The following is a 20,927-nucleotide window of genomic DNA, read 5'->3' as shown; positions in this document are numbered from 1 at the left end:
CACTGCCGTCCGGGGTCGCGTCGACCTTGTGGGTCGCGTTGCCGAACGTCAGAGCGCACCCGCCGATCGCGTGCGCCTCCCATCCGGACTTTCACCGTCGGTCCCGGAATTCCACCAGGTCAACCGGCCGCTCGACTGCTGCGGCCGGGTCGCGGACTGTCACCGCCGGCTCGGAATTACACCGACCCCGGAGCACGCGAGTGGGTTCACTCGTACTTCAAGTGTGCCACCACTGGTCCAGGCGGCCAGGACCCAGGTCACATCCTGGGCATCCGCTGCGTGATGGCGAGCCCGGCCGCGGCGGTCAGACAGGCCGCCGCGACGGTCAGGATGAGCGGCCGGTACCCTAACGCCTCGGCCAGCGCCGCGCCACCCAGCGGCCCGACCGCCTTCGCGATCGTGACCGGCGTGGTCAGGATCCCGGAGATGGTGCCGAACCCGTCGGCGCCGTACCGGTCCAGCAGGATCGCCGGCGTCGCGATCGACGACACCCCGAACCCGAGCCCGAACAGCGTCAGGCAGACGACCGCCCCGGCGATCTGCTGACCCACTACCGGCAGCAACGAGATGGCCACGCCCTGTACGGTCAGGACGCAGGCCGTGATGGTGGCCATTGGCAACCACCGCGCCGAGACACTGGCGACGATCCGTCCGGTCACCGACAACAGCCCCAGCAACCCGGCGAGCGTCGCCGCTGTCGCCGGTCGGTGGCCGAGGCTGATCAGGTACAGCACGAGGTGGACCGAGATCACGGCCAAGGCCGCACTGTGTACGACGAAGGAGCCGGCGAGCACCCAGAACCCGGCGTCCTTGAGCACCCGCCGCGGCGATCCCTTCGGCTGTCCCGGCGCGATCCGCGGCGTGCTCCGCCGTACCGCGAACGCATGCAGCGGAATCGCGATCACAGCCACCAGGCCAGCAAGGACGACCAACGCTCCCCGCCACCCACGCGCGTGCTCCAGCCACCCGGTCAACGGGATGAAGATCGAGCTCGCCAGCCCACCGACCAGCGTGATCGTGAGGATCGCCTTGGTCCGCGACTCCGGCCTCGCCACGGCAACCACCACCGCGAACGCAGGCGGGTAGAGCACCATCGCCGACGCGATCCCGATCCCCACGAAGACGCCGTACAACTGGACTGCGTTCTGGACCTGCGACCACCCCAGTACGGCGACCGCCGCCAGCACCGACCCGGCCGTCATCAACGCGCGCCCACCCCGGGCGTCCAGCCACCGCCCCACCGGAATCGACATCACCCCGGTCACCAGCACCGCCACCGTCGACGCCCCCACCGCGGTCGTCGTCGAGATCCCCAACTCCCGCGACATCGGCCCCAGCAACACGCTGAACGCGTACGTGAGCACCCCGTACCCCACCGTCGTCGTGACAGCCAACGCCGCCACAACCCGCCGAACCCCCACCCCCGGTGCGGCCACAACCCTGGAGTCCCTCACTCACCCCATTCCACCACCCCACCCCCACCCCCGCCTCCCGTTTACCCCGCCTGCATGCGTCCTCGAGCACGGTCGATGGGTCGACTGGTGGGGCGGTAGGTTCTTGCCGGTGGAGGCGTTTGCGGGGCGATACCGGCTGATCGACCTGATCGGGACCGGTGGAATGGGCTCGGTCTGGCGGGCGTGGGACCTGCGACGATCGGCGTACGTGGCAGCTAAGGTGCTCGGCCAGCACGACGCAGCCACACTGCTGCGGTTCGTCCGGGAACAGTCGCTGCGCATCGACCACCCACACGTGGTGGCACCGCACGGCTGGGCCGCCGACGACGACAAGGTCGTGTTCGCGATGGACCTCGTCCGCGGCGGCTCGGTAGCCACTCTGCTCGGCGACCACGGCCCGCTGCCGACGTCGTACGTCGCCGTACTGCTCGACCAACTCCTGCACGGCCTGTCCGCAGTACACGCGGCCGGCGTCGTACACCGCGACCTCAAGCCCGCCAACCTCCTGCTCGACGCCACCGGCAAGGGCCGCCCGCACCTGCGCCTGTCCGACTTCGGCATCGCCGGCCTGCTCGACGAACCACGCATGACCCGGCACAGCACGATCCTCGGCACCCCCGGCTACCTCGCCCCCGAACAACTCGCCGGCGCCGACCCCGACCCCCGCCAGGACCTCTACACAGTCGGCGCCGTCGCCGCCGAGCTCCTCACCGGCGAACGCCCCGGCACCGACGGCAAACTCCCACCCGTCGAAGGCCCCCTCGCCGACTTCATCCACCGCAGTACGGCGCCCGACCCCACCCGCCGCCCCACCACAGCCCACGCCGCCGGCCGCCTCCTGGCCGAGTCCGGCGCCCTCCCACCCACCAACACCACCCCCTGGTCCACCCACCCCGACTCCCCCGAAGTCTTCGACCAACTCCCACCCCTCCCACCCCCCTGGACCCCCACCGGCCCCGCGCCCAAGCCCTCAGCGCCCGCCGGCACCCCCTCACCCGCAACCCCATCCCCAACCAACACCGACCATCAGCCGGCAGCACCGACTCACACGGCCGCCATACACCTCACCTCACCACCGTCCCCCCACCCCACCGCCGCACCCACACCAACCGCGTCCGCAGCCACCACCAACCCCAACCCCGCCAGACCCACTTCCACCCAAAGCCACCCCCCGGACCCCGCAGCCCCATCCCCCACTACCTCCAGCTCCCCCACCGTCTCCAGCTCCACCACCACCGCCCCGCACAGCACCCCCGCATCCCCCAGCTCCCCCGCCCCGCACGGCTCCCCCGCCCCGCACAGCACCTCCACATCCCCCGGCACGCCCGCCTCGCCAGCAACCGCCACCGCGCCCAGCACCCCCGCCTCGCCCACTGTCACCCCAACGCAAGGCACTCGCCCCCGAAACCGCCCACTGGTCTGGCTCGCCTCACTGAGCCTCACAGGCGGACTAGCACTCCTAGCCACCGCCGCCTGGCTCCTCCTGAGCTAACCCACAGACCCGGCACGCACTCAGCACCGCCCGCAGCTCACGTCCCGCCAGGCAGGTGACGATCCTCAGCGTGGCCGCGGCCCTAGCCCAGCCTTGGCCGCGCGATCAACCTGTCGGCGACTCCAGAGCAGCCCCTGCGACTCCAGAGCAGACCTGCTAGGACTCCTTCGCCGCCCGAGCCCGGTACGCCGCGACCGTCGTCCGACTCGCACACGGGTTGGAGCAAAACCGCCGTGTCCGGTTCCGTGACTGATCCACGAAGTAGTTGCCGCACTCCGCCGCCGCGCACCGCCCGAGCGTCACCGACGGATCCCCCGCAGCAACCAAGGCGAGCTTGGCGGCAACCAACTGACCGACCCAGCGCCTGGCCGGAGTGCCGTTGCGACTGAAGTGCACGTGCCAGCCACCGTCGTGATCGGACAAGTGCATGTCCGGCGGGTACTCACGCAGCAAGCGATGCACGGCATCGGGAGCGCCACCATCGACAGACTGCGCCAGCGCCGTCCGCACGAGCTCAGGCAGTTCGCCGTACTCGCCGTCCGGCGGCGGCGTGATCTCGTGCTCTGCGAAGAACGCAGCCACCAGTTCGCCGTCCTGATCGAGCGTGCCCGTGTTGGCCAGCTCGACAGCCAGCCGCGTCACGTTCCCGATGTAGTCACCGTAAGACACTTGACCACCTACATCACCGATTCTTATGGTAGGCGTCATGCTAGCCGATGACACCTACATCGCCCGGCGCCTGCACCTGCTCGGCGAGTGGGATGCCGCCCTCGCCACCTTGGGCCCGGACGCCGATCCCGAACTGCGCGCCGAGATCGCCGTAGACCGCTGGTTCTTCCAGATCGAGCACCATGAGGAGGCCGAGAAAGCAGTCGCGGCACTCGATCCCGCATCACCGACAGCACAATTGCTCACGGCACGAATGGCCTACAGCCGCCTGCTGTTCCGCCACCACCCGCGCGCCGACGACCGCGCCGTGGCCGAGGCCGGCTACCGCGCAGCGGTCGAGACCGGCAACGAGAAGCAGCGAGGTTGGGCCGAGTACCACTGGGGCGTCCTGCTGGACAACATCGACGACGACCCGGACGGCGCCCTCCGGCGCTACGGGACAGCCCTAGACATCGCAACGAAAACCAACGACTGCTACCTCGAGTCGTACATCATCCGGCACCTCGCACATCTCAAGGAGCCCACCGAACGAATCGCCATGCTCCGCCGATCCCTCCACCTACGCGCCGCCCTCGGCGCCCGCCCCCAAACAGTCGCCGCCCAAGCCACCCTCGCCGAAGATCTCCCCCAGGACGACCCCGAACGCGCCGACCTAACCCAAACCTTCCGCCCAGCCGCCCAAAAACTCCGAATCCCCTGGCTCCACCCCGACAGCTAACCCCACCACCCCGAGCAAGCACGACAAGCCTCGACTCCCGCTCGACCAACCGTCCGACCGGCGGGCTTGGCCGCGCGACTACTGACACCGGACTGTGGTCGCCAGCGCTTCGGGCGACGGGACCTGAGTCGGCCGGCTATTCGACCGGCAGGAGGTCGCACGACTGGTAAGCCGGGCTGCGATCCCGGGGGCACGAGTGATGTAAGCCAGATCGGCCGACAGCCCGGACGACGGGGTCGGTTGTACGGCGGTCGACGCGTGATGATCGCCAGGAGACGGGCGACGGAAGCTGAGTCGGCCAGCCGTTCGACCGGCGGATTCGTCGTACGACTGGCGAGGCGGCCTGTGATCACCGGCAGGTGAGACGCGAGCCGATCGCCACGAGCAGGCGGTGGAAGCTGGGTCGGTCGGCTGGTCGGTCGGTGGGGTTGGTTGCTGCGGGGAGATGCCGCGGGATCACTTCATGCTCGGGTTGTGGGCGATCGATGGCGGCTGGCGGTGAGGAGTGGGCGGGGCTGACGTGGACAGAGCCCGGGCTTTGGGCCCGGGCTCTGGTGGGGTGGTTAGTTGTACGGCGGCTGGGACGGTGGTTGGCCGCCCTGGTTGGGGTGGCTGCCCTGGCTTGGGTGGCCGCCCTGGTTGGGGTGGCTGGCTTGGTTGGGGTACTGCTGAGAGGCGGGGTGCCAAGCGGTGGCGCTGGGTTGGACTATGGCTGGTTTGCGGCGGAGGCGGAGCAGGGCTAGAGCTCCAACTACGAGGAGGACTGCGCCGCCGCCGGAGAGGCCGGCGATCAGGGCTACCGGGGTGGTGTCGGTGGTGGGCGCCTTGCCTTGGGTGGGACCGCCGGCCTGAGGGGTGTTGCCGGATTCGGTGCCGGTGGCGGTGGGTGTGGGGGTGACTGAGGTCCCGGCCACCGGGGTCGCGCCATCTACGTACTCGGGTTTGCCTGTGCCCGGTGTGCCGACCACTCCGACGGTCAGGGTGAGCGGGACGGTGAAGGCTCGGCCGTTGTCCTTGCGGGTCAGGGAGACGGCGACGTAGTACTCGCCGGGCATCGAAGTGCCGGTGTCCTGGTTGTTGGCGCCGTTGCGGTTCAGGTAGCGGATCTCCTTGGTGGTGAGCGCCTGGACCACGCCCTCCTTCGACAGCACCCCGCGCTTGCCCGCTCCACCCGGCACGTTCTTCGCGAACACGGAGTACACGTCCTCGCCGATCGGGGAGATCAGCGCCGTGTCCAGGTAGCGAATGCCACCCAGCGCCTTACTGGTCGCCGCGCCGAGCTTGGGCACCGTGAACTGGGCCTGGATCCGCTGACCCCAGTCGGCCTTCACGCGGTACAGCTGAAGCTCACCCGGCATGATCGTCGTCTTGTAGCTGCCAGCCTCGAGCAACGGAGCGTCCGGGAAGCTCGATCCGGGGATGATCTCGCGCGGAGTCGAGCCGGGCATCTGGGTCCACACCGGATCGCCGGCCTCGTCGGGCAGGTTCGTCGTCGAGGTCACCGGCGGCTCCTCGTCGACCCGCAGCTCGAACGGCACACCCTTGAGCTCGCGGTAGTCCTTGCCCGGAGAGACGGTCAGCACCATCTGGTCGGAATCCGCACACTCCTCCTGCCAGTCCGACCAAGTCGAGGCAGTGCCGGTCGCCAGGCCCTGGTCGCTGCCGAACACCCGCGGGTAGCTCCAGCCGCACTGGTCGCCGCCAAGGGTCTTGAGCTTCACCTCCGCCTGGATCACCAGCTCTTCGCCGGGGATGCGCCGGAAGCTCACTCCGGCTCGCAAGGTCGAGCCCTTGATGCTGCGCTTGATCAGGTAGTACTTGGCGGTCTCGTCGCCGCCGAACGTGTCCGAGTAGTGGCCTGGGGCAACCACCGGAGCGCCTTCCTGCTGCGGGCCGCCGACGATCGGCGTACCGGAGATGCGGAACGGGCGGAACGCACGGGTGGACAGGCGGTCCAGACCGGCCTCGAGGTCGATCGTGGAATCGGCGTCGTAGTAGTCACCGCGTCCCTCACGGGCGACGCACTGCAGCTGGCTGCGGGCCTTTCCGCCGACACGGAAGCCGACGACGTCGATCTTCAGGTCGATGCCCTGCTTGGCGATCGACCGCGCCACCTCGCACGGATCCGGCGCACAGGTCGCCTCACCGTCGGAGACAAGCACGATCGTGCGCCGGCCGTCCGGACCGAGGTCCTTGGCGGCTTCCTGCAGCGCGTAGCCGATCGGGGTCTCGCCGTACGGCTTGTACTTCGCGATCGCGGCCTGCAGTTGCGGCCGGTTGTTCGTCCCGATTGGCACCGTCAGCTGGGTGTCCGTGCACGCGCCGGGCTGGCTGCGCTTGAAGACCGTCGCGCCGTACACCCGCAGGCCAACCTCGGCCTCCGCCGGGAGCTTGGTCACCACGCGACCGAGAGCCGTACGTGCGGCGACGATCTTGGTCTGACCGTCGCCGGCCGGCTCCTTCATCGAGCCGGACGAGTCGAGCACCAGGACCAGCTTGCTGTTGCCCGGCTCCGGGTCGGCGTACGCAGATCCGGTCGTCAGGCCGGCCAGTAGGGCGGTCAGCGTGATGGCGAGGATCGCCCACACCGCGGGGCGGCGGTGTCGCTGCAGAGCCGTCATCGTTTCCTCCAGTGAGATTCGCTGCCGCAAACACTCGCAGTTTGCAATCGCAAATGTCAAGCTCATTTTCGACCAGCCCTGAGCTGAGGCTATCCACAGCCGGTGGGATCGACTGGAAATCTGTGTTCGCAACTGCGAAGATGGTTTGCAGTCGCTACCGAGCGGCGGCTGGAGGGATCACAGGCATGGATCAGACAGCGCACAACCTGCAGCAGCAGACCGAGCTGTACGGCGAGCCGCTCGGCGAGCTCGTCCGTCGGGTGGTCGGGCCGCTCGGGCTGACGCAAGGCGGCGTCGCGCAGGTGATCGGGATGTCCGCGCCGATGCTGTCGCAGCTGATGAGCGCGCAGCGGGTGAAGATCGGCAACCCGGCCGTGGTCTCGCGACTCAAGGCGCTCGACGACCTTGCCCACCTGGCGCTGATCGGGGAGGTCGCGGAATACGACATCGCGGCTGAGCTCGACGCGATCCGCGGTACCACCGGTGCCTTCACGCGCTCAGACACGGCCCACCTGCCGAGGGCAGGGACCGGTGCGCCCGGGGAGGCGGGTCGTGCGACCGGGGAGGTCGCTGGCGCAGCCGGCCAGGTCGCTGGTCCGGGCTCGCAGGTCGCCGGTGCGGGCGGTGCAGCCGGGCAGGTAGCCGGTGCGGGTGGTGCAGGCGGGCAGGCAGGTGGTGCGGCCGGGCAGATAGCCGGTGTAGGTGGTGCGGGCGGGCAGGCCGGGGCGGGGTCTGCGGCTGGCGCGGCGTTCGCCACTCCGCCGACGTTGGGTATCGGGGTGCAACCTCAGGCGGGGCATTCCGTGGCGGCGCCGGCGGTGTCGGCGGTGGGAGAGCCGTCGGCGCGGGCCGTCGTACGTGAGATCCAGGATCTGTTGCGGGCTGTTGCTTCGGCGGACGAGATCCAGCGGGCGGCGGCGGCGATCGCGGGTGACTCGCCCGCGCTGGCCGAATTGCTGCTGGCATACGGCACCGGCCGCACCGCCGACGCCCTCGCCCACTACGATCACCACCACGGCTGAGCCCAACCACGGCCGACCACTCCGAGCACGCCGGAGTTGGGCACGCAGTTGAGCACGCCTTCCTCGGGCACGCCCGGTTCAGCACGTCGGCCTTCAGCGCGCCCCGGTTGAGCACGTATCGCTGAGCACACCGCGGGTTGGCACGCGGCCGAGGACGCCGTGGGTTGGGCCTTCGTGGGTTGGGCCTTCGTGGGTTGGGCCTTCGTGGGTTGGGCCTTCGTGGGTTGGGCCTTCGTGGTTGAGCCTCCGCGGGTGAGCCTCGGCGGGTGAGCACGCCGCAGTTGTGTACGCCGCGTTTGAGGAGGCTGGCTTCGAGCAGGCCGCGGTTGCGGCTCTCAACACTCGCACCGACATCGGAGCGGTCGATTCACCGAGGCGTGACGCTTTTCTCCACGGCGCAATAGAGCGGGTCATGGGGTGATTCGTGCCACGCCGGAGGGGCGGCGTGTGGTCGGGGTCACTTGGATTGGCGTCAATACAAGGGATTTCGCGGTCGATATAGCACGGGGTGGGTGGACATTGTGGGGGTGTCTCAGTGGGTGTCGGGGTGGAATGGCGGAAGTGGGGGTGGTGTTGGGTTCGGGGGCGGGCGGTTGGGCCTGCTTTCGACGTTCTGAGGAGATGTTGTGCGCGCGTTCAGCGGCTTTCGGCGGATCGTTGCGGTGGGAGCCGCGGTCACCCTGGCGTTCTCGATGGTTGCCTGCGGCAGCGATGGCGACTCGGCCGCGGCCGGTGACGACCTGGGGCTGATCGACGGCGGGACGCTGCGGATCGGCACACTGACGGACGCGCCGCCGAACGTGTACGTGAAGGACGGCAAGTTCACCGGGTTCGACAACGACCTGATCACCGCGGTGGCGGCGAAGCTGAACCTGAAGCCGGAGTTCGTCGGCACCGACTTCTCCGCGCTGCTGTCGCAGGTGAACGGCGGCCAGTTCGACCTCGGCAGCTCGTCCATCACGGTCACGGAGGCGCGCAAGAAGACGGTTGCCTTCAGCAATGGGTACGACTTCGGCTACCTCGGGCTGAACACCACCAAGGACTCCGGCATCAGCACGTTCGACCAGCTCCAGGGCAAGCGCGTGGTGGTCGTCCAGGGAACCGTCCAGGACGACTACGCCACCCAGAAGAACCTGAACCCGGTCCGGGTGCCGAACTACAACGCCGCGCTCGGCCAGCTCAAGGCCGGTACGGCGGACGCGTGGGTCTCGCCGGCCGAGATCGGCGAGAAGATGGCCAAGGAGCAGGGCGGCGGCACGGTGATCCTGGCTGCCAAGGAGCTGAGTGACGCGCCGATGGCGTTCGCGGTGGCCAAGAACAACGACAAGCTGCGCGAAGCGCTGAACAAGGCGCTCGACGAGGTGATCGCCGACGGCACCTGGACGAAGCTGGTCGAGCAGTACTACCCGGGTCGCGCCGTACCGGCGAACTTCAAGCCGGGCAGCGGCACCGTCAAGTTCAGCACGCCGGCGGCCGGAAACACGCCCGCGGCCGGCAGCACGCCCGCGGCCAGCAGCAGCCCCGCAGCCGGCTGATGGACATCTGGTCCACGCTGAACGACACCTTCCTCGACTGGGGGTCGATGAAGGAAGTCCTGCCCGAGATGCTCAAGGTGGGGCTGGTCAACACCCTGATTCTGGCGGCCGCCTCGGTCGTGCTGGGCACCCTGCTCGGCATGGTCGTGGCGGTCCTCGCCCTGTCCCGCAGGCGCTGGCTGCGCTGGCCGGCGAAGATCTACACCGACATCTTCCGCGGCCTACCGGCAATCCTGACCATCCTGCTGATCGGGCAGGGCCTGTCGCCGATCACCCGGCACTGGTGGGGCCCGAACCCGTACCCGCTCGGCATCCTCGCCCTGTCCCTGATCGCCGCCGCCTACATCGGCGAGATCTTCCGGTCCGGCATCCAGAGCGTGGAGAAGGGCCAGCTCGAGGCGGCCCGGGCGCTCGGCTTCAGCTACACCTCCGGCATGCGCCTGGTGGTCATTCCGCAAGGGGTACGGCGAGTGCTGCCGGCGCTCGTGAACCAGTTCATCGCGCTGGTGAAGGAGTCGAGCCTGGTCTACTTCCTCGGCCTGCTCGCCAGCCAGCGGGAGCTGTTCCGGATCGGCCAGGACGCGGCCGCGACCAACGGCAACCTGTCGCCGTTGCTGCTGGCCGGCATCTTCTACCTGGTGATCACGGTGCCGCTGACCCACCTGGTGAACTACTTCGACAAGCGCCTGCGTGAGGGCCGGCCGTCGGACGAGAGCAGTACGGACACCGTCGTACGGAAGGAGCTCGCCCATGCAGACCACCGTTGAGGCGGCCAGCCTCGAGGTCGAGGGCGTCGAGCTGGCGTTCGGCAGCAACAAGGTGCTGCGCGGCGTCGACCTCGCCGTACCGGCTGGGCGTACGGCGTGTGTCATCGGGCCGTCCGGGTCCGGCAAGTCGACGTTGCTGCGGGCGGTCAACCGGCTGCTCGAACCGGACGCCGGGGATGTCCGGCTGGCCGGTGAGTCGGTGCTGACGGGCAACCCGGACGAGCTGCGGCGGCGGATCGGGATGGTGTTCCAGCACTTCAACCTGTTCCCGCACAAGACCGTGCTCGAGAACATCACGCTGCCGCTGCGCAAGATCAAGAAGCTCGGACCGGAGGAGGCGCAGGCAGCGGCGCTGGAGCAGCTCGAGCTCGTCGGCCTGGCCAACAAGGCTCCGGCGCGGCCGGGCACCCTGTCCGGTGGGCAACAGCAGCGGGTCGCGATCGCGCGGGCGCTGGCGATGAAGCCCGAGGTGATGTTGTTCGACGAGGCGACGTCGGCGCTGGACCCCGAGCTGGTGAAGGGTGTGCTCGGCCTGATGGCGGATCTCGCTCAGGCCGGCATGACTATGGTCGTCGTCACGCACGAGATGGGGTTCGCCCGCGAGGTCGCGGACCAGGTCGCGTTCATGGACCACGGGGTCGTGGTGGAGTCCGGCGTACCGGAGGAGATCTTCACCGCGGCGGAGTCGCCCCGGCTGCGGCAGTTCCTGTCCCAGGTGCTCTGAGCCCCTGGCGCGACGAACCGGGTCATCGCGCAGCGTCCGGTATCCGGGGATTGTTGACGCGGCAGCGGCGTGCCCTGCCGGGTTTTCGGTGGATCGCACCGAAAGTGGACGGGAAGTGATGACCGCCACCGCCCTGGGGGACACATGGCTTTGACACGCGCCGGCAACCGCTTGGTCGGTCTGGCGATGATGATGGCTGTCAGCGCAGTCATCGGCACTGTCGTGGTCGCGGCAGCACGCACGCCCAGCAACCCCCAGCCCAGCCCAGCTCCACCACCATCGGCAGCAGCAGCCGCGAAGCCGGCGAAGTACGTCGTTCTGACCTTCGACGACGGCCCAGACCCCGTCTACACCCCCAAGATCCTGGACATCCTGGCGCAGTATGACGCCAAGGCGACGTTCTTCGAGGTCGGCCGCAACGTGGTGAAGCACCCGGCGCTGACCAAGCGGATCCACGACGCCGGCCACAGCGTGCAGAACCACACCTGGACGCACGCAGATCTCCGGCACCTGTCCGCGACCGCGTTCAAGAAGCAGGTCGCGGACACGGACCAGGCGATCCGTGCCCAGACCGGCCAGGTGCCGGGCTGCCTCCGGCCGCCGTACGGCGGGATCAGCAGCCAGGTCACCCAACGCGCCAAGGCCTATAACAAGCAGCTGGTCGTGTGGACCGTCGACTCACGCGACTGGACCAAACCCGGTACGGCGGCGATCGTGAAGCACGTGCTGTCCGGCGTCCAGAACGGCTCGGTCGTCCTGATGCACGACGGCGGCGGCAACCGTACACAGACGGTGGCCGCGCTGCCCACCATCCTGAAGGCCCTCAAGGCCCAGGGCTACGGCTTCCGCACGGTGACCTGCTAGGCCAGCGCTTCCACCAGGGGTACGACGTCGGCGATGGACTCGACGATGCGGGTCGGGCGGTAGGGGAAGCGGTCGACCTCGTGTTCACCGGTGGAGCCGGACAGGACGAGAACGGTGCGGAGGCCGGCTTCGAGGCCACTGATCACGTCGGTGTCCATCCGGTCGCCGATCATGACCGAAAGCTCTGAGTGCGCCTCGATCTGGTTCAGCGCGCTGCGCATCATCAGTGGGTTCGGCTTGCCGACGAAGTACGGCGCGACGCCGGTCGCCCGCGTGATCAGCGCAGCCACCGAGCCGGTCGCGGGCAACGGTCCCTCGGTCGAGGGGCCGGTCGGGTCCGGGTTGGTGGCGAGGAACCGGGCGCCGTCGGAGATCAGCCGGATCGCCTTCGTGATCGCCTCGAACGAGTACGTGCGGGTCTCCCCCAGCACGACGTAGTCCGGCGCCCGGTCGGTCAGCACGTAGCCGATCTCGTGCAGCGCCGTGGTCAGGCCGGCTTCACCGATCACGTACGCCGTCCCACCGGGACGCTGGTCGTCGAGGAACTGCGCGGTCGCGAGCGCGCTGGTCCAGATCGCGGTCTCCGGGACATCGATGCCACCGGCAAGCAGTCGGGCGCGCAGGTCGCGCGGTGTGAAGATCGAGTTGTTGGTCAGCACCAGGAACTTTCTCCCGGACTTCTGCAGCGCGGCGATGAACTCACTCGCCCCGGGGATGGCGCGCTCCTCGTGCACGAGGACGCCGTCCATGTCCGTCAGCCAGCTCTCCACGGGCTTGTGCTCTGACATGGCCCCCATCGTAGTGCTCGCAAAATTGTCGGTGGGCGGAGTGAGAATGCGGCCATGGAGCTTTCCGGGTACCGCGAGTTGTGGCGCACCCGCGGCGTGATGGCGCTGCTGGCCGCGTCGCTGCTGGCGCGGCTCCCGGTGCTGGCCACGATGGTGCCGGTCGCGTTCCTGGCCAAGGACCTGAGCGGATCGTTCCGCTGGGCCGGTGTCGTCGCAGCGGCCTACTCGATCGGGATGGCGATCGCAGGACCGCTGTGGGCCAGGACAGCCGACCGCCGCGGCGCGCGCGGCGTGCTCCTTGTCACCGGCATGTCCTGGAGCGTGGCGCTGGCCGCGTTGGCAGCTCTACCGGACGGGCTCTACCGGCTCATGCCTGTGCTGACCTTCCTCGCCGGCTCGCTGGTGCCGCCCGTCATGCAGACGCTGCGTGCTGCCTGGCCGCGCGTGGTCCGCGGTCCCGCGCTACGGACGGCGTACGCCGTGGACGCCACCGCACAGGAGTTGTTGTTCATCGTCGGCCCGATGCTCGGGGCAACGGCTGTGAGTGTGGCGAGTCCGCGGCTCGGTGTGCTGCTCGCGGCCGCGATGTCCGCAGCCTTCATCTGGTGGTACGCGCTGCAGCAACCGGCGGCGATCCATCACGACGAGGCGAACGGGCCACGGCTGACCGCGCGGCAGTTGCTCTGGCACCGCTACCGCCTGCCGCTCATCCTCTCCTTCGGCCTGTGGGTGATGGCGTTCAACGGCATCTCACTGGGCATCGTCGCGTTCGCGGACGAGCACGGTCAGCGGCTGATCGCCGGGATCCTGGAGGCCGTCTGGGCGTTCGGCAGTCTCGTCGGCGGCGCCATCGCGGGTGCGTTGCCCGGCCGCCGTACGTCGTATCTGTGGCGAAGAGCGGCTTTGGTCACGGTCGGGATGCTGCTGTGCGTGTTCGCAACCCGGTCACCGGTGTCGTTGGGGATCGCGCTGACGTTGTCGGGGCTGACACTCGCTCCGGCGATCGGTGCGTTGTACGAGCGGCTCGGCGCGCTCACCCCGGACACCGTGCGGACCGAGGTCTTCGGCTGGATGGGCAGTGCGGCCATGGGCGGCGCCGCGATCGGTTCGGCGGTGGCCGGGGCGATCGTCGAGAGCTATGGGGTCCGCTACGTGTGGTTGTTCGCCGCCGTGCTGGCCGCGGCGTCGTTCGTATTGTTGCTCCGGATCCCGCCGGAGCAAGCCGCCGAGGACGTGTCAGCCGGCGGCGTCCGCAGCGAGGGTGCGTAGCTGGTCGACCATCGCGTTCGGGTTGTCGGCCGCGTACACGGCCGAGCCGGCCACGAAGACATCGGCGCCCGCGTCGGCGCAGCGCTCGATGGTGTCCACCGAGACACCGCCGTCGATCTGCACCCACAGGTCGAGGCCGTGCTTGTCGAGCAGTTGGCGGGTCCGGCGGATCTTCGGCACGCAGACGTCGAGGAACTTCTGCCCGCCGAACCCGGGCTCGACGGTCATGATCAGGATCATGTCGAGCTCGGGCAGCAGGTCCTCGTACGGCTCGATCGGGGTGGCCGGCTTGAGCGCCATCGCGGCCCGGGCGCCCTTGGCCCGGATCTCCCGCGCGGTGCGGATCGGCGCGCGGCACGCCTCGATGTGGAAGGTGACGCTCGAGGCGCCGGCCTCGACGTACCCGGGCGCCCAGCGGTCCGGGTCCTCGATCATCAGGTGGCAGTCGAGCGGGGTGTCGGTCGCCTTCGCCAGGGACTCGACCACCGGCATGCCGAGGGTGAGGTTCGGCACGAAGTGGTTGTCCATCACGTCGACGTGCAGCCAGTCGGCGTTCGACACCGCGCGCGCCTCGTCGGCCAGCCGGGCGAAGTCGGCGGACAGGATGCTCGGCGCGATCTGAATCCCCATGGGCGTCAATCTACGTGAGCCTCGACCCAGGCCAGGACCTCGGTCGTCGTCTCGACCACCTGGACGCCTGCGGGCAGCGGCGGGCGCCGGATCACGATCACCGCTACGCCGAGCTGCCGAGCGGCCACCAGCTTCGCCGAGGTCTGTGGGCCGCCGCTGTCCTTGGTCACCAGTACGTCGATCTCGTGCTCCCGCAGGACGGTCAGCTCACCGGGGACGTCGTACGGGCCGCGGTCGAGGATCAGCTCGCACCAGGTCGGCATCGGCTCCGGCGGATCGACGCACCGGGCGAGCATCCAGACACCGGCGCCCGCGAAGGCGTGAATGCCCTGGCGGCCGATGGTGAGGAAGGCACGCGAGCCGATGTCGGGCAGCAGGCGCGCGGCGGCGTCGGGTGAGTCGACCCAGTGCCAGACGTCGCCCTCGGCCGCGGTCCAGCCCGGGCGGCGGAGGACGAGGAGCGGGAGGTCGAGCTGATGCGCAGCGGCGGCGGCATGCTCGGTCATGGTGGCTGCGAACGGATGGGTCGCGTCGACCACAGCACCGACCGCGTTGTCCCGCAGCCAGTCGGTCAAGCCGTCAACACCGCCGAAGCCGCCCTGCCGGACCGCGCCGACAGGCAGCCGTGCGTCGGTGGTGCGTCCGGCCAGCGAGGAGACGACGTCAACCCCAGCGCCAGACAGCGCCTGCGCGAGCGAGCGGGCCTCGCCGGTGCCGCCGAGCAGGAGAACTTTCATCGAGCCCGGGCGGTCGAGTACAGGTGGCTGTCGCGGAAAGCGGTCGCTGACAAGACCTTCCCCACGATGATCACCGCGGTACGGCGGATGTCCGCGGCCCGCACCTGGTCCGCGATGGTGGCGAGCGTGCCGCGCAGTACGACCTCGTCGTCGCGGGAGGCCCGCGCGACCACAGCGACCGGGCAGTCGGCGCCGTACGCAGGGGTGAGCTCCTCGACCACGCGGTCGATGACCTGGACGGCGAGGTGAAGCACGAGCGTGGCCCGGCTCGCGCCGAGCGTGGCCAGGTCCTCCCCCGGCGGCATGGCCGACGCCCGGCCCGCGATCCGGGTGAGTATGACTGTCTGGCCGACCTCGGGGACGGTCAGCTCCCGGCCGAGGGTGGCCGCGGCTGCCGCGTAGGCGGGGACGCCGGGCGTCACGTCGTACGGGATGCCGAGGTCGTCGAGGCGGCGCATCTGCTCGGCCATCGCGCTGAACACCGACGGGTCGCCGGAGTGCAGCCGGGCGACGTCGAGTCCGTCGGCGTGCGCGGCGGCGAGCTCGCCGATGATCTCGTCGAGGGTCAGGTTGGCGGTGTCGACCTTGCGGGCGCCGGGTGGGCAGTGGTCGAGGAGCTCGACCGGGACGAGCGCGCCGGCGTACAGGCAGACCGGGGCGGACGCGATCAGGTCGCGGCCGCGGACGGTGATCAGGTCGGCGGCGCCGGGACCTGCGCCGATGAAGTGCACCCTCACTTGGTCACGCTCCAGATCGTCACGGGCATGGCGGGACGCCAGCCGGTCATGGTTCCGACCGCCGAGGCGCGTTGGACATCCAACCGGATCAGGTCGCCGCCGAGGTCGCCGTACCAGCGGGCGATCAGGGTCTCGGTCTCGAGCGTCACGCCGTTCAGTACGAGCCGGCCGCCGGGGGCGAGGGCTTTCCAGCAGGCCTCGACCATCCCGGCCGCGGTCGCTCCGCCGCCGATGAAGATCGCGTCGGGGGTCTCCAAGCCATTCAATGCGTCGGGTGCCTTGCCCAGCACGACCGCGACCGAGGCGCCGAGTGACACCGCGTTCCGCTCCAGGCGCTTGGCTCGGTCCGGGTCGCGTTCGATCGCGATCGCACGGCAGGTGGGGTGGTGGCGGGACCACTCGATCGCGATGCTGCCCGCGCCGCCGCCGACGTCCCACAGCAACTGGCCGGGCACCGGCGCGAGCCGGGAGAGCGTGACCGCGCGGACCTCCCGCTTGGTGAGCTGGCCGTCGCTCTCGTAAGCGTCGTCGGGCAGTCCGGGCACCGTCGAGAGCAGTGGAGCGCCGGCGTCCGCCTGGCAGCGTACGGCGATCACGTTGAGCGCATCGACGTCGCCGGACAGCTCGGAGCGGATGCGCTCGGTCGGTCCGCCCAGCTGTTCGAGGACTGTGTAGGTGCTGGAGGCGTAGCCGCGCTCGGCGAGCAGTCCGGCCACCTGCGCGGGGGTCTGAGCGTCCCGGCTGAGGATCAGCAGACGCCTCCCCGGCTGAAGGTGTGGATGGAGCCGCTCGACGGGCTGGTTGACCAGACTGATCACCTGTACCTGGTCCTGCGGCCAGCCGAGACGTGCACAGGCCAGCGACACGCTCGACGGATGTGGGATCACCCGTACGGCGTCCGCGCCGAGCAGCCGGGCCAGCGTCGTACCGATGCCGTGGAACGTTGGATCCCCACTCGCCAGCACACAGACCTGCCGGCCTTGGTACTCCGACAGCAGCCTGGGCAGCGCTTCGGACAGCGGCGAGGGCCATGCGACCCGCTCGAAACCGTCGCCAGGCACCAGAGCCAGTTGCCGCGTGCTGCCCATCAGTACGTCGGCCGCCAGGACCGCGCTCTGTGCAGCGGGTGACAGCCCGTCCCAGCCGTCCGCACCGATCCCCACGACTGTCACCGGCTCAGGCATTGCCCAGCACCTTCGTCACGGTGATCTCGATGACCACCCGGCGCGGGTTGGGCCGCGGCTCACGGTAGCGCTTCGCATACCGCCGTACGGCGTCCGCCACGCGCTCCGGGTCGTCGCTGACGACCGCGCGACCCTCCAGCGACGACCACCGCCGTCCGTCGACCTGGGTGACCGAGACGGCGGCCGAGCCGGCCTTGCGGATCGTCCGGGCCTTGTGCGACGTACCGGAGCAGATCACCCGCACCAGTCCGCCCTCGACGTCCAACGTGGCACCGACCGGCGTCGAGTGCACTGTTCCGTCCGCACGGACGGTGCTCAGCACACACAGATGCCGCTCGGTCCAGAACTCGACAAGTCCGTCACTCCAAGGCACTCCGAGATCGTAGACAGACCGACCCGCCCGGCAACCAGCCGGGCGGGCCGTTGGCGCCGGACCCCTCAGACCGGCGCACGTCTCCTTACCCGATATCGCGGCGGCGGAATGTGGCCAGGCCGGTCGCTGTCAGAGCTGCGGCGATCGCCGTCAACCAGATGACCGGTGTGACGGAGAAGTGACCGCCCGGCAGCCGCGGGGTGTGGCCGTAGGGGCTGAGGTTCATCACCGCCTGCGGCAGGTCGAACAGGGCGCCGAACTGCCCGATCAGCAGGAAGATGCCGAACAGCACCCAGGCCCCCGTGACCAGCTTCGGAGCCAAGCCGAACAGTACGACGACCAGCGCGGTGACCAGCCAGATCGCGGGCAACTGTACAGCCGCGGCCGCGAGCATGCGCGGCACCTGACGGCCCATGTTGCCGAGCGAAGCCCCACTGGAGATGCCAGAGCCCAGCCCGGCGACCAGAATCAGCGCAGCGGTGCCGAACAGCGCCATCAGCACATGACTGCCCAGCCACTGCGCCCGTGTGACTCCGGTCGCGAGCAGCGGCTCGGCCCGGAGCGCAGTCTCCTCAGAGCGCAGCCGCAGCGCGGCCTGGATGCCGAAGGCGGAGGCCAACAGCCCGACCATGCCCATCTCGGTCGACAGGAACGCGTCGGTGATGCCCTCGACGCCACCAAGCTTCGACACCATCTCCTTGGCGCTCTCACTGGTCACGAAGCCGTCGACGTTGCTGGCGATGTTGCCGACCAGCAGTCCGAGCAGCAGGAACGCAGCACCCCAGCCGTACAAGGAGCCTCGGTGCAGACGCCAGGCGAGCGCGAGCGGCGACCGCAGTGACGCCGACGCGGTAGCAGGCCCCGGCCGTGGTCGCACGAGACCCGCACCGACATCACGTCGGCGGATCAGCGTCATCGCAGCGAGCACGAGCACGACGAGGAACACGAGCGGCAGCAGCAGTACGGCGTACCGGTCGCCGGCGTACGCGCGGACCTGCTGGGACCAGCCGATCGGTGACAGCCACGAGACCCACTCGGACCTGCCGTCGGCGGACGAGTCACCGATCGCCCGCAGTACGTAGGCCACGCCCAGGACGACAGCGGTGAACCCGTTCGCAGCCCGAGCGCCCTCGGTGAGCTGAGCAGTCACCGCAGCGACGCCAGCGAAGGCCAGCCCGGCTCCAGCCCACTGCAGTCCAAAGGCGAACGAGCCTGCGGCGGGCAGTCCGACGCCGATCAGCGACAGGGCGGTCAGCAGGCCCAGCAGTACGACGGTCGCCGCCGACACGATCAGCGCTGCGGTCAGAGCGGCGTACCGGCCAAGGACACCCGCACTGAGCAGCTCCAGCCGGCCCGTCTCCTCCTCGGTCCGGGTGTGTCGTACGACGAGGATCGCGGCCAGCAACCCGACCAGGGCGGCGCCGAACGCGGTCAGCTTGAACAGGGACAGCTCGCCGAGCGAGCTCTCGTCGAAGATGCGGCCGTAGAGCGACACCAGGGCCGGCGACGCGTTCGACGTACGGGCCGCCTCGATGCGGGAGTTGACGTCCGGGTAGAGGTCGATCGAGGCCTGCGCCGACCCGGCCGCCATCGAGACGAACACCACGATCCACACCGGGATGAGGATCCGGTCCCGCCGCAGCGCGAGCCGCACCAGGGTCCCGGTCCCGACGAAGTCGGTCATCGGACCGCCGCCATCGGCTCGGCCTCGACCTCGTCCTCGTAGTGCCGCAGGAACAGCTCCTCCAGCGTCGGCGGCTGCGCGACCAGGCTCTTGATCCCGCTCGCGGACAGCTGCCGCATCACCGCGTCCAGCTGGGCGGTGTCCACCTCGCACCGGACCCGGTTGCCCTCGACATCGAGGTCGTGGACGCCGGGCAGCGACGCCAGGCCGTTCGGCGACCCGGCCAGCTCGGCGTGGATCGACGTACGGGTGAGATGACGCAGGTCGGCCAGCGTGCCGGTCTCCACCACCTTGCCGCGGCGGATGATGCTGATCCGGTCACACAGGGCCTCGACCTCGGACAGGATGTGGCTCGACAGCAGCACGGTGCGGTCGCGCTGGCGCTCCTCCTCGATGCACTGCCGGAACACCTCCTCCATCAATGGGTCCAGTCCGGACGTCGGCTCGTCCAGGATCAGCAGCTCGACGTCACTGGACAGCGCGGCGACCAGGGCGACCTTCTGCCGGTTGCCCTTGGAGTAGGTGCGGCCCTTCTTCGTGGGGTCGAGGTCGAACCGGCGCAGCAGGTCGTCCCGCTTCTTCGCGTCCAGCCCGCCGCGCAGCCGGCCGAGCAGGTCGATCACCTCGCCGCCGGTCAGGTTCGGCCAGAGGTTCACGTCACCCGGGACGTAGGCGAGCCGGCGATGCAGCTTCGCCGCGTCGTGCCACGGGTCGCCGCCGAGCAGCGAGACATCGCCGGCATCACCGCGCAGCAGCCCGAGCAGCACCCGGATAGTGGTGGACTTCCCGGCGCCGTTCGGGCCGAGGAATCCGTGCACCTCACCGGTCCTGACCTCCAGGTCGAGACCGTCGAGGGCGTGCGTACTCCCGTACGACTTGTGCAGTCCTGAGACCACGATGGCTGATGTCATGATTCATAACGTACACTTCATTCAGAAGATTGTGAATCTTACTAACACGGTTCTCACACGATCGGTGGTTCGGTCACCACAGAGGGGATGATGGGGCGGTGAGCGCACAACGAGACGACGAAGCCGTCCGGCGGTACGCCGAGCAGTTCGGCAACCTGCTGGCCGACACGGGCTGGCCGCGGATGGCCGCGCGTGTGTTCGCCGCCATCCTGTCCAGCGAGGACGGGCGGATGACCGCAGCCGAGCTGTCCGACCAGCTGCAGGCGAGCCCGGCCGCGGTCTCGGGCGCGGTCAACTACCTGCTGCAGCTCCGCCTCGCCAACCGCGAACGCGAACCCGGCAGCCGCCGCGACGTCTACGTCGTCCAGGACGACGCCTGGTACCAGACCATGATGAGCGAGGACCAGGCCCTGGTCCGCTGGGCCGCCTCCCTCCAGAAGGTCCTCGACGCCGCCGGCGAAGGCACCTCCGCCCACCGCCGCATCCGCGTCTCCCTCGCCTTCATCGACTTCATCGGCGCAGAAGTCAAAGGCCTCAGCGAACGCTGGGTAAAACGCAAAGCCGAACTAGACGCCGAACTAAACGCCGAGTACGGCGCCTAGCCATCGCGTCACGCCGTACCTCGGACACCACGTGGGGACCTCGGACATCTGGTCACAATTAACAGGGCAACCCTTCCGGTACGAACTAAAACACCACGTTTTCCAAAACTTAAGGCATCGCGCCGGCCGGGGGGGGGGTACAGCGG

20 protein-coding genes and 1 riboswitch are annotated in these 20,927 nt (G+C 69.4%); of the genes, 9 read left to right on the top strand and 11 right to left on the bottom strand.

Features of this window, described 5'->3' with window-relative positions:
* Window positions 1–66: 66 nt before the first annotated feature.
* Window positions 67–200, bottom strand: a riboswitch (FMN riboswitch).
* Window positions 201–257: 57 nt separating this feature from the next.
* Window positions 258–1,403, bottom strand: a complete 1,146-nt coding sequence (locus tag AB0H36_RS39215) for an MFS transporter (protein WP_360535549.1) — start codon at window positions 1,401–1,403, stop codon at window positions 258–260.
* 160 nt (window positions 1,404–1,563) lie between these two features.
* On the opposite strand from AB0H36_RS39215, the gene AB0H36_RS39210 reads away from it, so the two are divergent.
* Window positions 1,564–2,946, top strand: coding sequence for a protein kinase (locus tag AB0H36_RS39210; protein WP_360535547.1), 1,383 nt, complete (start codon window positions 1,564–1,566; stop codon window positions 2,944–2,946).
* A gap of 156 nt (window positions 2,947–3,102) precedes the next feature.
* On the opposite strand, the gene AB0H36_RS39205 is transcribed toward AB0H36_RS39210, so the two are convergent.
* Window positions 3,103–3,615 carry a CGNR zinc finger domain-containing protein gene (locus AB0H36_RS39205; RefSeq protein ID WP_360535545.1) on the bottom strand — a complete coding sequence of 171 codons (513 nt, stop codon included), beginning with the start codon at window positions 3,613–3,615 and terminating at the stop codon, window positions 3,103–3,105.
* A 37-nt stretch (window positions 3,616–3,652) separates the two neighbouring features.
* Between AB0H36_RS39205 and AB0H36_RS39200 the strand changes: the two genes are divergently transcribed.
* Window positions 3,653–4,333, top strand: coding sequence for a hypothetical protein (locus AB0H36_RS39200; protein WP_360535543.1), 681 nt, complete (start codon window positions 3,653–3,655; stop codon window positions 4,331–4,333).
* 563 nt (window positions 4,334–4,896) lie between these two features.
* On the opposite strand, the gene AB0H36_RS39195 is transcribed toward AB0H36_RS39200, so the two are convergent.
* On the bottom strand, window positions 4,897–6,954 hold the full coding sequence (locus AB0H36_RS39195; RefSeq protein WP_360535541.1) for a VWA domain-containing protein: 2,058 nt from the start codon (window positions 6,952–6,954) through the stop codon (window positions 4,897–4,899).
* Window positions 6,955–7,139: 185 nt separating this feature from the next.
* Between AB0H36_RS39195 and AB0H36_RS39190 the strand changes: the two genes are divergently transcribed.
* The 5 genes from AB0H36_RS39190 to AB0H36_RS39170 all read left to right on the top strand — a co-directional run bounded on the left by AB0H36_RS39190 (window position 7,140) and on the right by AB0H36_RS39170 (window position 11,866).
* Window positions 7,140–7,976, top strand: coding sequence for a hypothetical protein (locus tag AB0H36_RS39190; RefSeq protein ID WP_360535540.1), 837 nt, complete (start codon window positions 7,140–7,142; stop codon window positions 7,974–7,976).
* A gap of 626 nt (window positions 7,977–8,602) precedes the next feature.
* Window positions 8,603–9,511, top strand: coding sequence for an ABC transporter substrate-binding protein (locus AB0H36_RS39185; RefSeq protein ID WP_360535538.1), 909 nt, complete (start codon window positions 8,603–8,605; stop codon window positions 9,509–9,511).
* Window positions 9,511–10,278: an amino acid ABC transporter permease gene (locus tag AB0H36_RS39180; RefSeq protein ID WP_360535536.1), complete on the top strand. Its 768-nt coding sequence runs from the start codon at window positions 9,511–9,513 to the stop codon at window positions 10,276–10,278. Before AB0H36_RS39185 ends, AB0H36_RS39180 begins: the two co-directional genes overlap by 1 nt.
* Window positions 10,262–11,002, top strand: a complete 741-nt coding sequence (locus AB0H36_RS39175; protein WP_360535534.1) for an amino acid ABC transporter ATP-binding protein — start codon at window positions 10,262–10,264, stop codon at window positions 11,000–11,002. Before AB0H36_RS39180 ends, AB0H36_RS39175 begins: the two co-directional genes overlap by 17 nt.
* Window positions 11,003–11,146: 144 nt before the next feature.
* The gene (locus AB0H36_RS39170) at window positions 11,147–11,866 is read left to right on the top strand and encodes a polysaccharide deacetylase family protein (protein ID WP_360535532.1); all 720 of its coding nucleotides are present in this window, start codon (window positions 11,147–11,149) and stop codon (window positions 11,864–11,866) included.
* On the opposite strand, the gene AB0H36_RS39165 is transcribed toward AB0H36_RS39170, so the two are convergent.
* Window positions 11,863–12,654 carry an HAD-IIA family hydrolase gene (locus AB0H36_RS39165; protein ID WP_360535530.1) on the bottom strand — a complete coding sequence of 264 codons (792 nt, stop codon included), beginning with the start codon at window positions 12,652–12,654 and terminating at the stop codon, window positions 11,863–11,865. The two genes, AB0H36_RS39170 and AB0H36_RS39165, sit on opposite strands and share 4 nt — an antisense overlap.
* A gap of 54 nt (window positions 12,655–12,708) precedes the next feature.
* Between AB0H36_RS39165 and AB0H36_RS39160 the strand changes: the two genes are divergently transcribed.
* The gene (locus tag AB0H36_RS39160) at window positions 12,709–13,923 is read left to right on the top strand and encodes an MFS transporter (protein ID WP_360535528.1); all 1,215 of its coding nucleotides are present in this window, start codon (window positions 12,709–12,711) and stop codon (window positions 13,921–13,923) included.
* On the opposite strand, the gene rpe is transcribed toward AB0H36_RS39160, so the two are convergent.
* The 7 genes from rpe to AB0H36_RS39125 form a co-directional block, all read right to left on the bottom strand.
* Window positions 13,891–14,553, bottom strand: coding sequence for a ribulose-phosphate 3-epimerase (gene rpe, locus AB0H36_RS39155; RefSeq protein ID WP_360535526.1), 663 nt, complete (start codon window positions 14,551–14,553; stop codon window positions 13,891–13,893). The genes AB0H36_RS39160 and rpe overlap by 33 nt on opposite strands.
* Window positions 14,554–14,558: 5 nt before the next feature.
* Window positions 14,559–15,290, bottom strand: a complete 732-nt coding sequence (locus AB0H36_RS39150) for a cobalt-precorrin-6A reductase (RefSeq protein ID WP_360535524.1) — start codon at window positions 15,288–15,290, stop codon at window positions 14,559–14,561.
* On the bottom strand, window positions 15,287–16,027 hold the full coding sequence (gene cobM / locus AB0H36_RS39145; RefSeq protein ID WP_360535522.1) for a precorrin-4 C(11)-methyltransferase: 741 nt from the start codon (window positions 16,025–16,027) through the stop codon (window positions 15,287–15,289). Before cobM ends, AB0H36_RS39150 begins: the two co-directional genes overlap by 4 nt.
* The gene (cbiE, locus tag AB0H36_RS39140; protein ID WP_360535520.1) at window positions 16,024–17,211 is read right to left on the bottom strand and encodes a precorrin-6y C5,15-methyltransferase (decarboxylating) subunit CbiE; all 1,188 of its coding nucleotides are present in this window, start codon (window positions 17,209–17,211) and stop codon (window positions 16,024–16,026) included. The genes cobM and cbiE overlap by 4 nt, the downstream gene beginning before the upstream one ends.
* Window positions 17,204–17,584 carry a PPOX class F420-dependent oxidoreductase gene (locus AB0H36_RS39135; protein ID WP_360535518.1) on the bottom strand — a complete coding sequence of 127 codons (381 nt, stop codon included), beginning with the start codon at window positions 17,582–17,584 and terminating at the stop codon, window positions 17,204–17,206. Before AB0H36_RS39135 ends, cbiE begins: the two co-directional genes overlap by 8 nt.
* 85 nt (window positions 17,585–17,669) lie before the next feature.
* Window positions 17,670–19,268, bottom strand: a complete 1,599-nt coding sequence (locus AB0H36_RS39130) for an ABC transporter permease (RefSeq protein ID WP_360535516.1) — start codon at window positions 19,266–19,268, stop codon at window positions 17,670–17,672.
* Window positions 19,265–20,179 carry an ABC transporter ATP-binding protein gene (locus AB0H36_RS39125; RefSeq protein WP_360535515.1) on the bottom strand — a complete coding sequence of 305 codons (915 nt, stop codon included), beginning with the start codon at window positions 20,177–20,179 and terminating at the stop codon, window positions 19,265–19,267. The genes AB0H36_RS39130 and AB0H36_RS39125 overlap by 4 nt, the downstream gene beginning before the upstream one ends.
* Before the next feature lie 98 nt (window positions 20,180–20,277).
* On the opposite strand from AB0H36_RS39125, the gene AB0H36_RS39120 reads away from it, so the two are divergent.
* Window positions 20,278–20,781, top strand: coding sequence for a MarR family transcriptional regulator (locus AB0H36_RS39120; RefSeq protein WP_360535514.1), 504 nt, complete (start codon window positions 20,278–20,280; stop codon window positions 20,779–20,781).
* Window positions 20,782–20,927 lie beyond the last annotated feature (146 nt).

Source organism: Kribbella sp. NPDC050820 (assembly GCF_040653975.1).
GTDB lineage: Bacteria > Actinomycetota > Actinomycetes > Propionibacteriales > Kribbellaceae > Kribbella.
The sequence above is the reverse complement of the archived record's forward strand: the minus strand, read 5'-3'. Positions and strand labels throughout refer to the sequence as shown.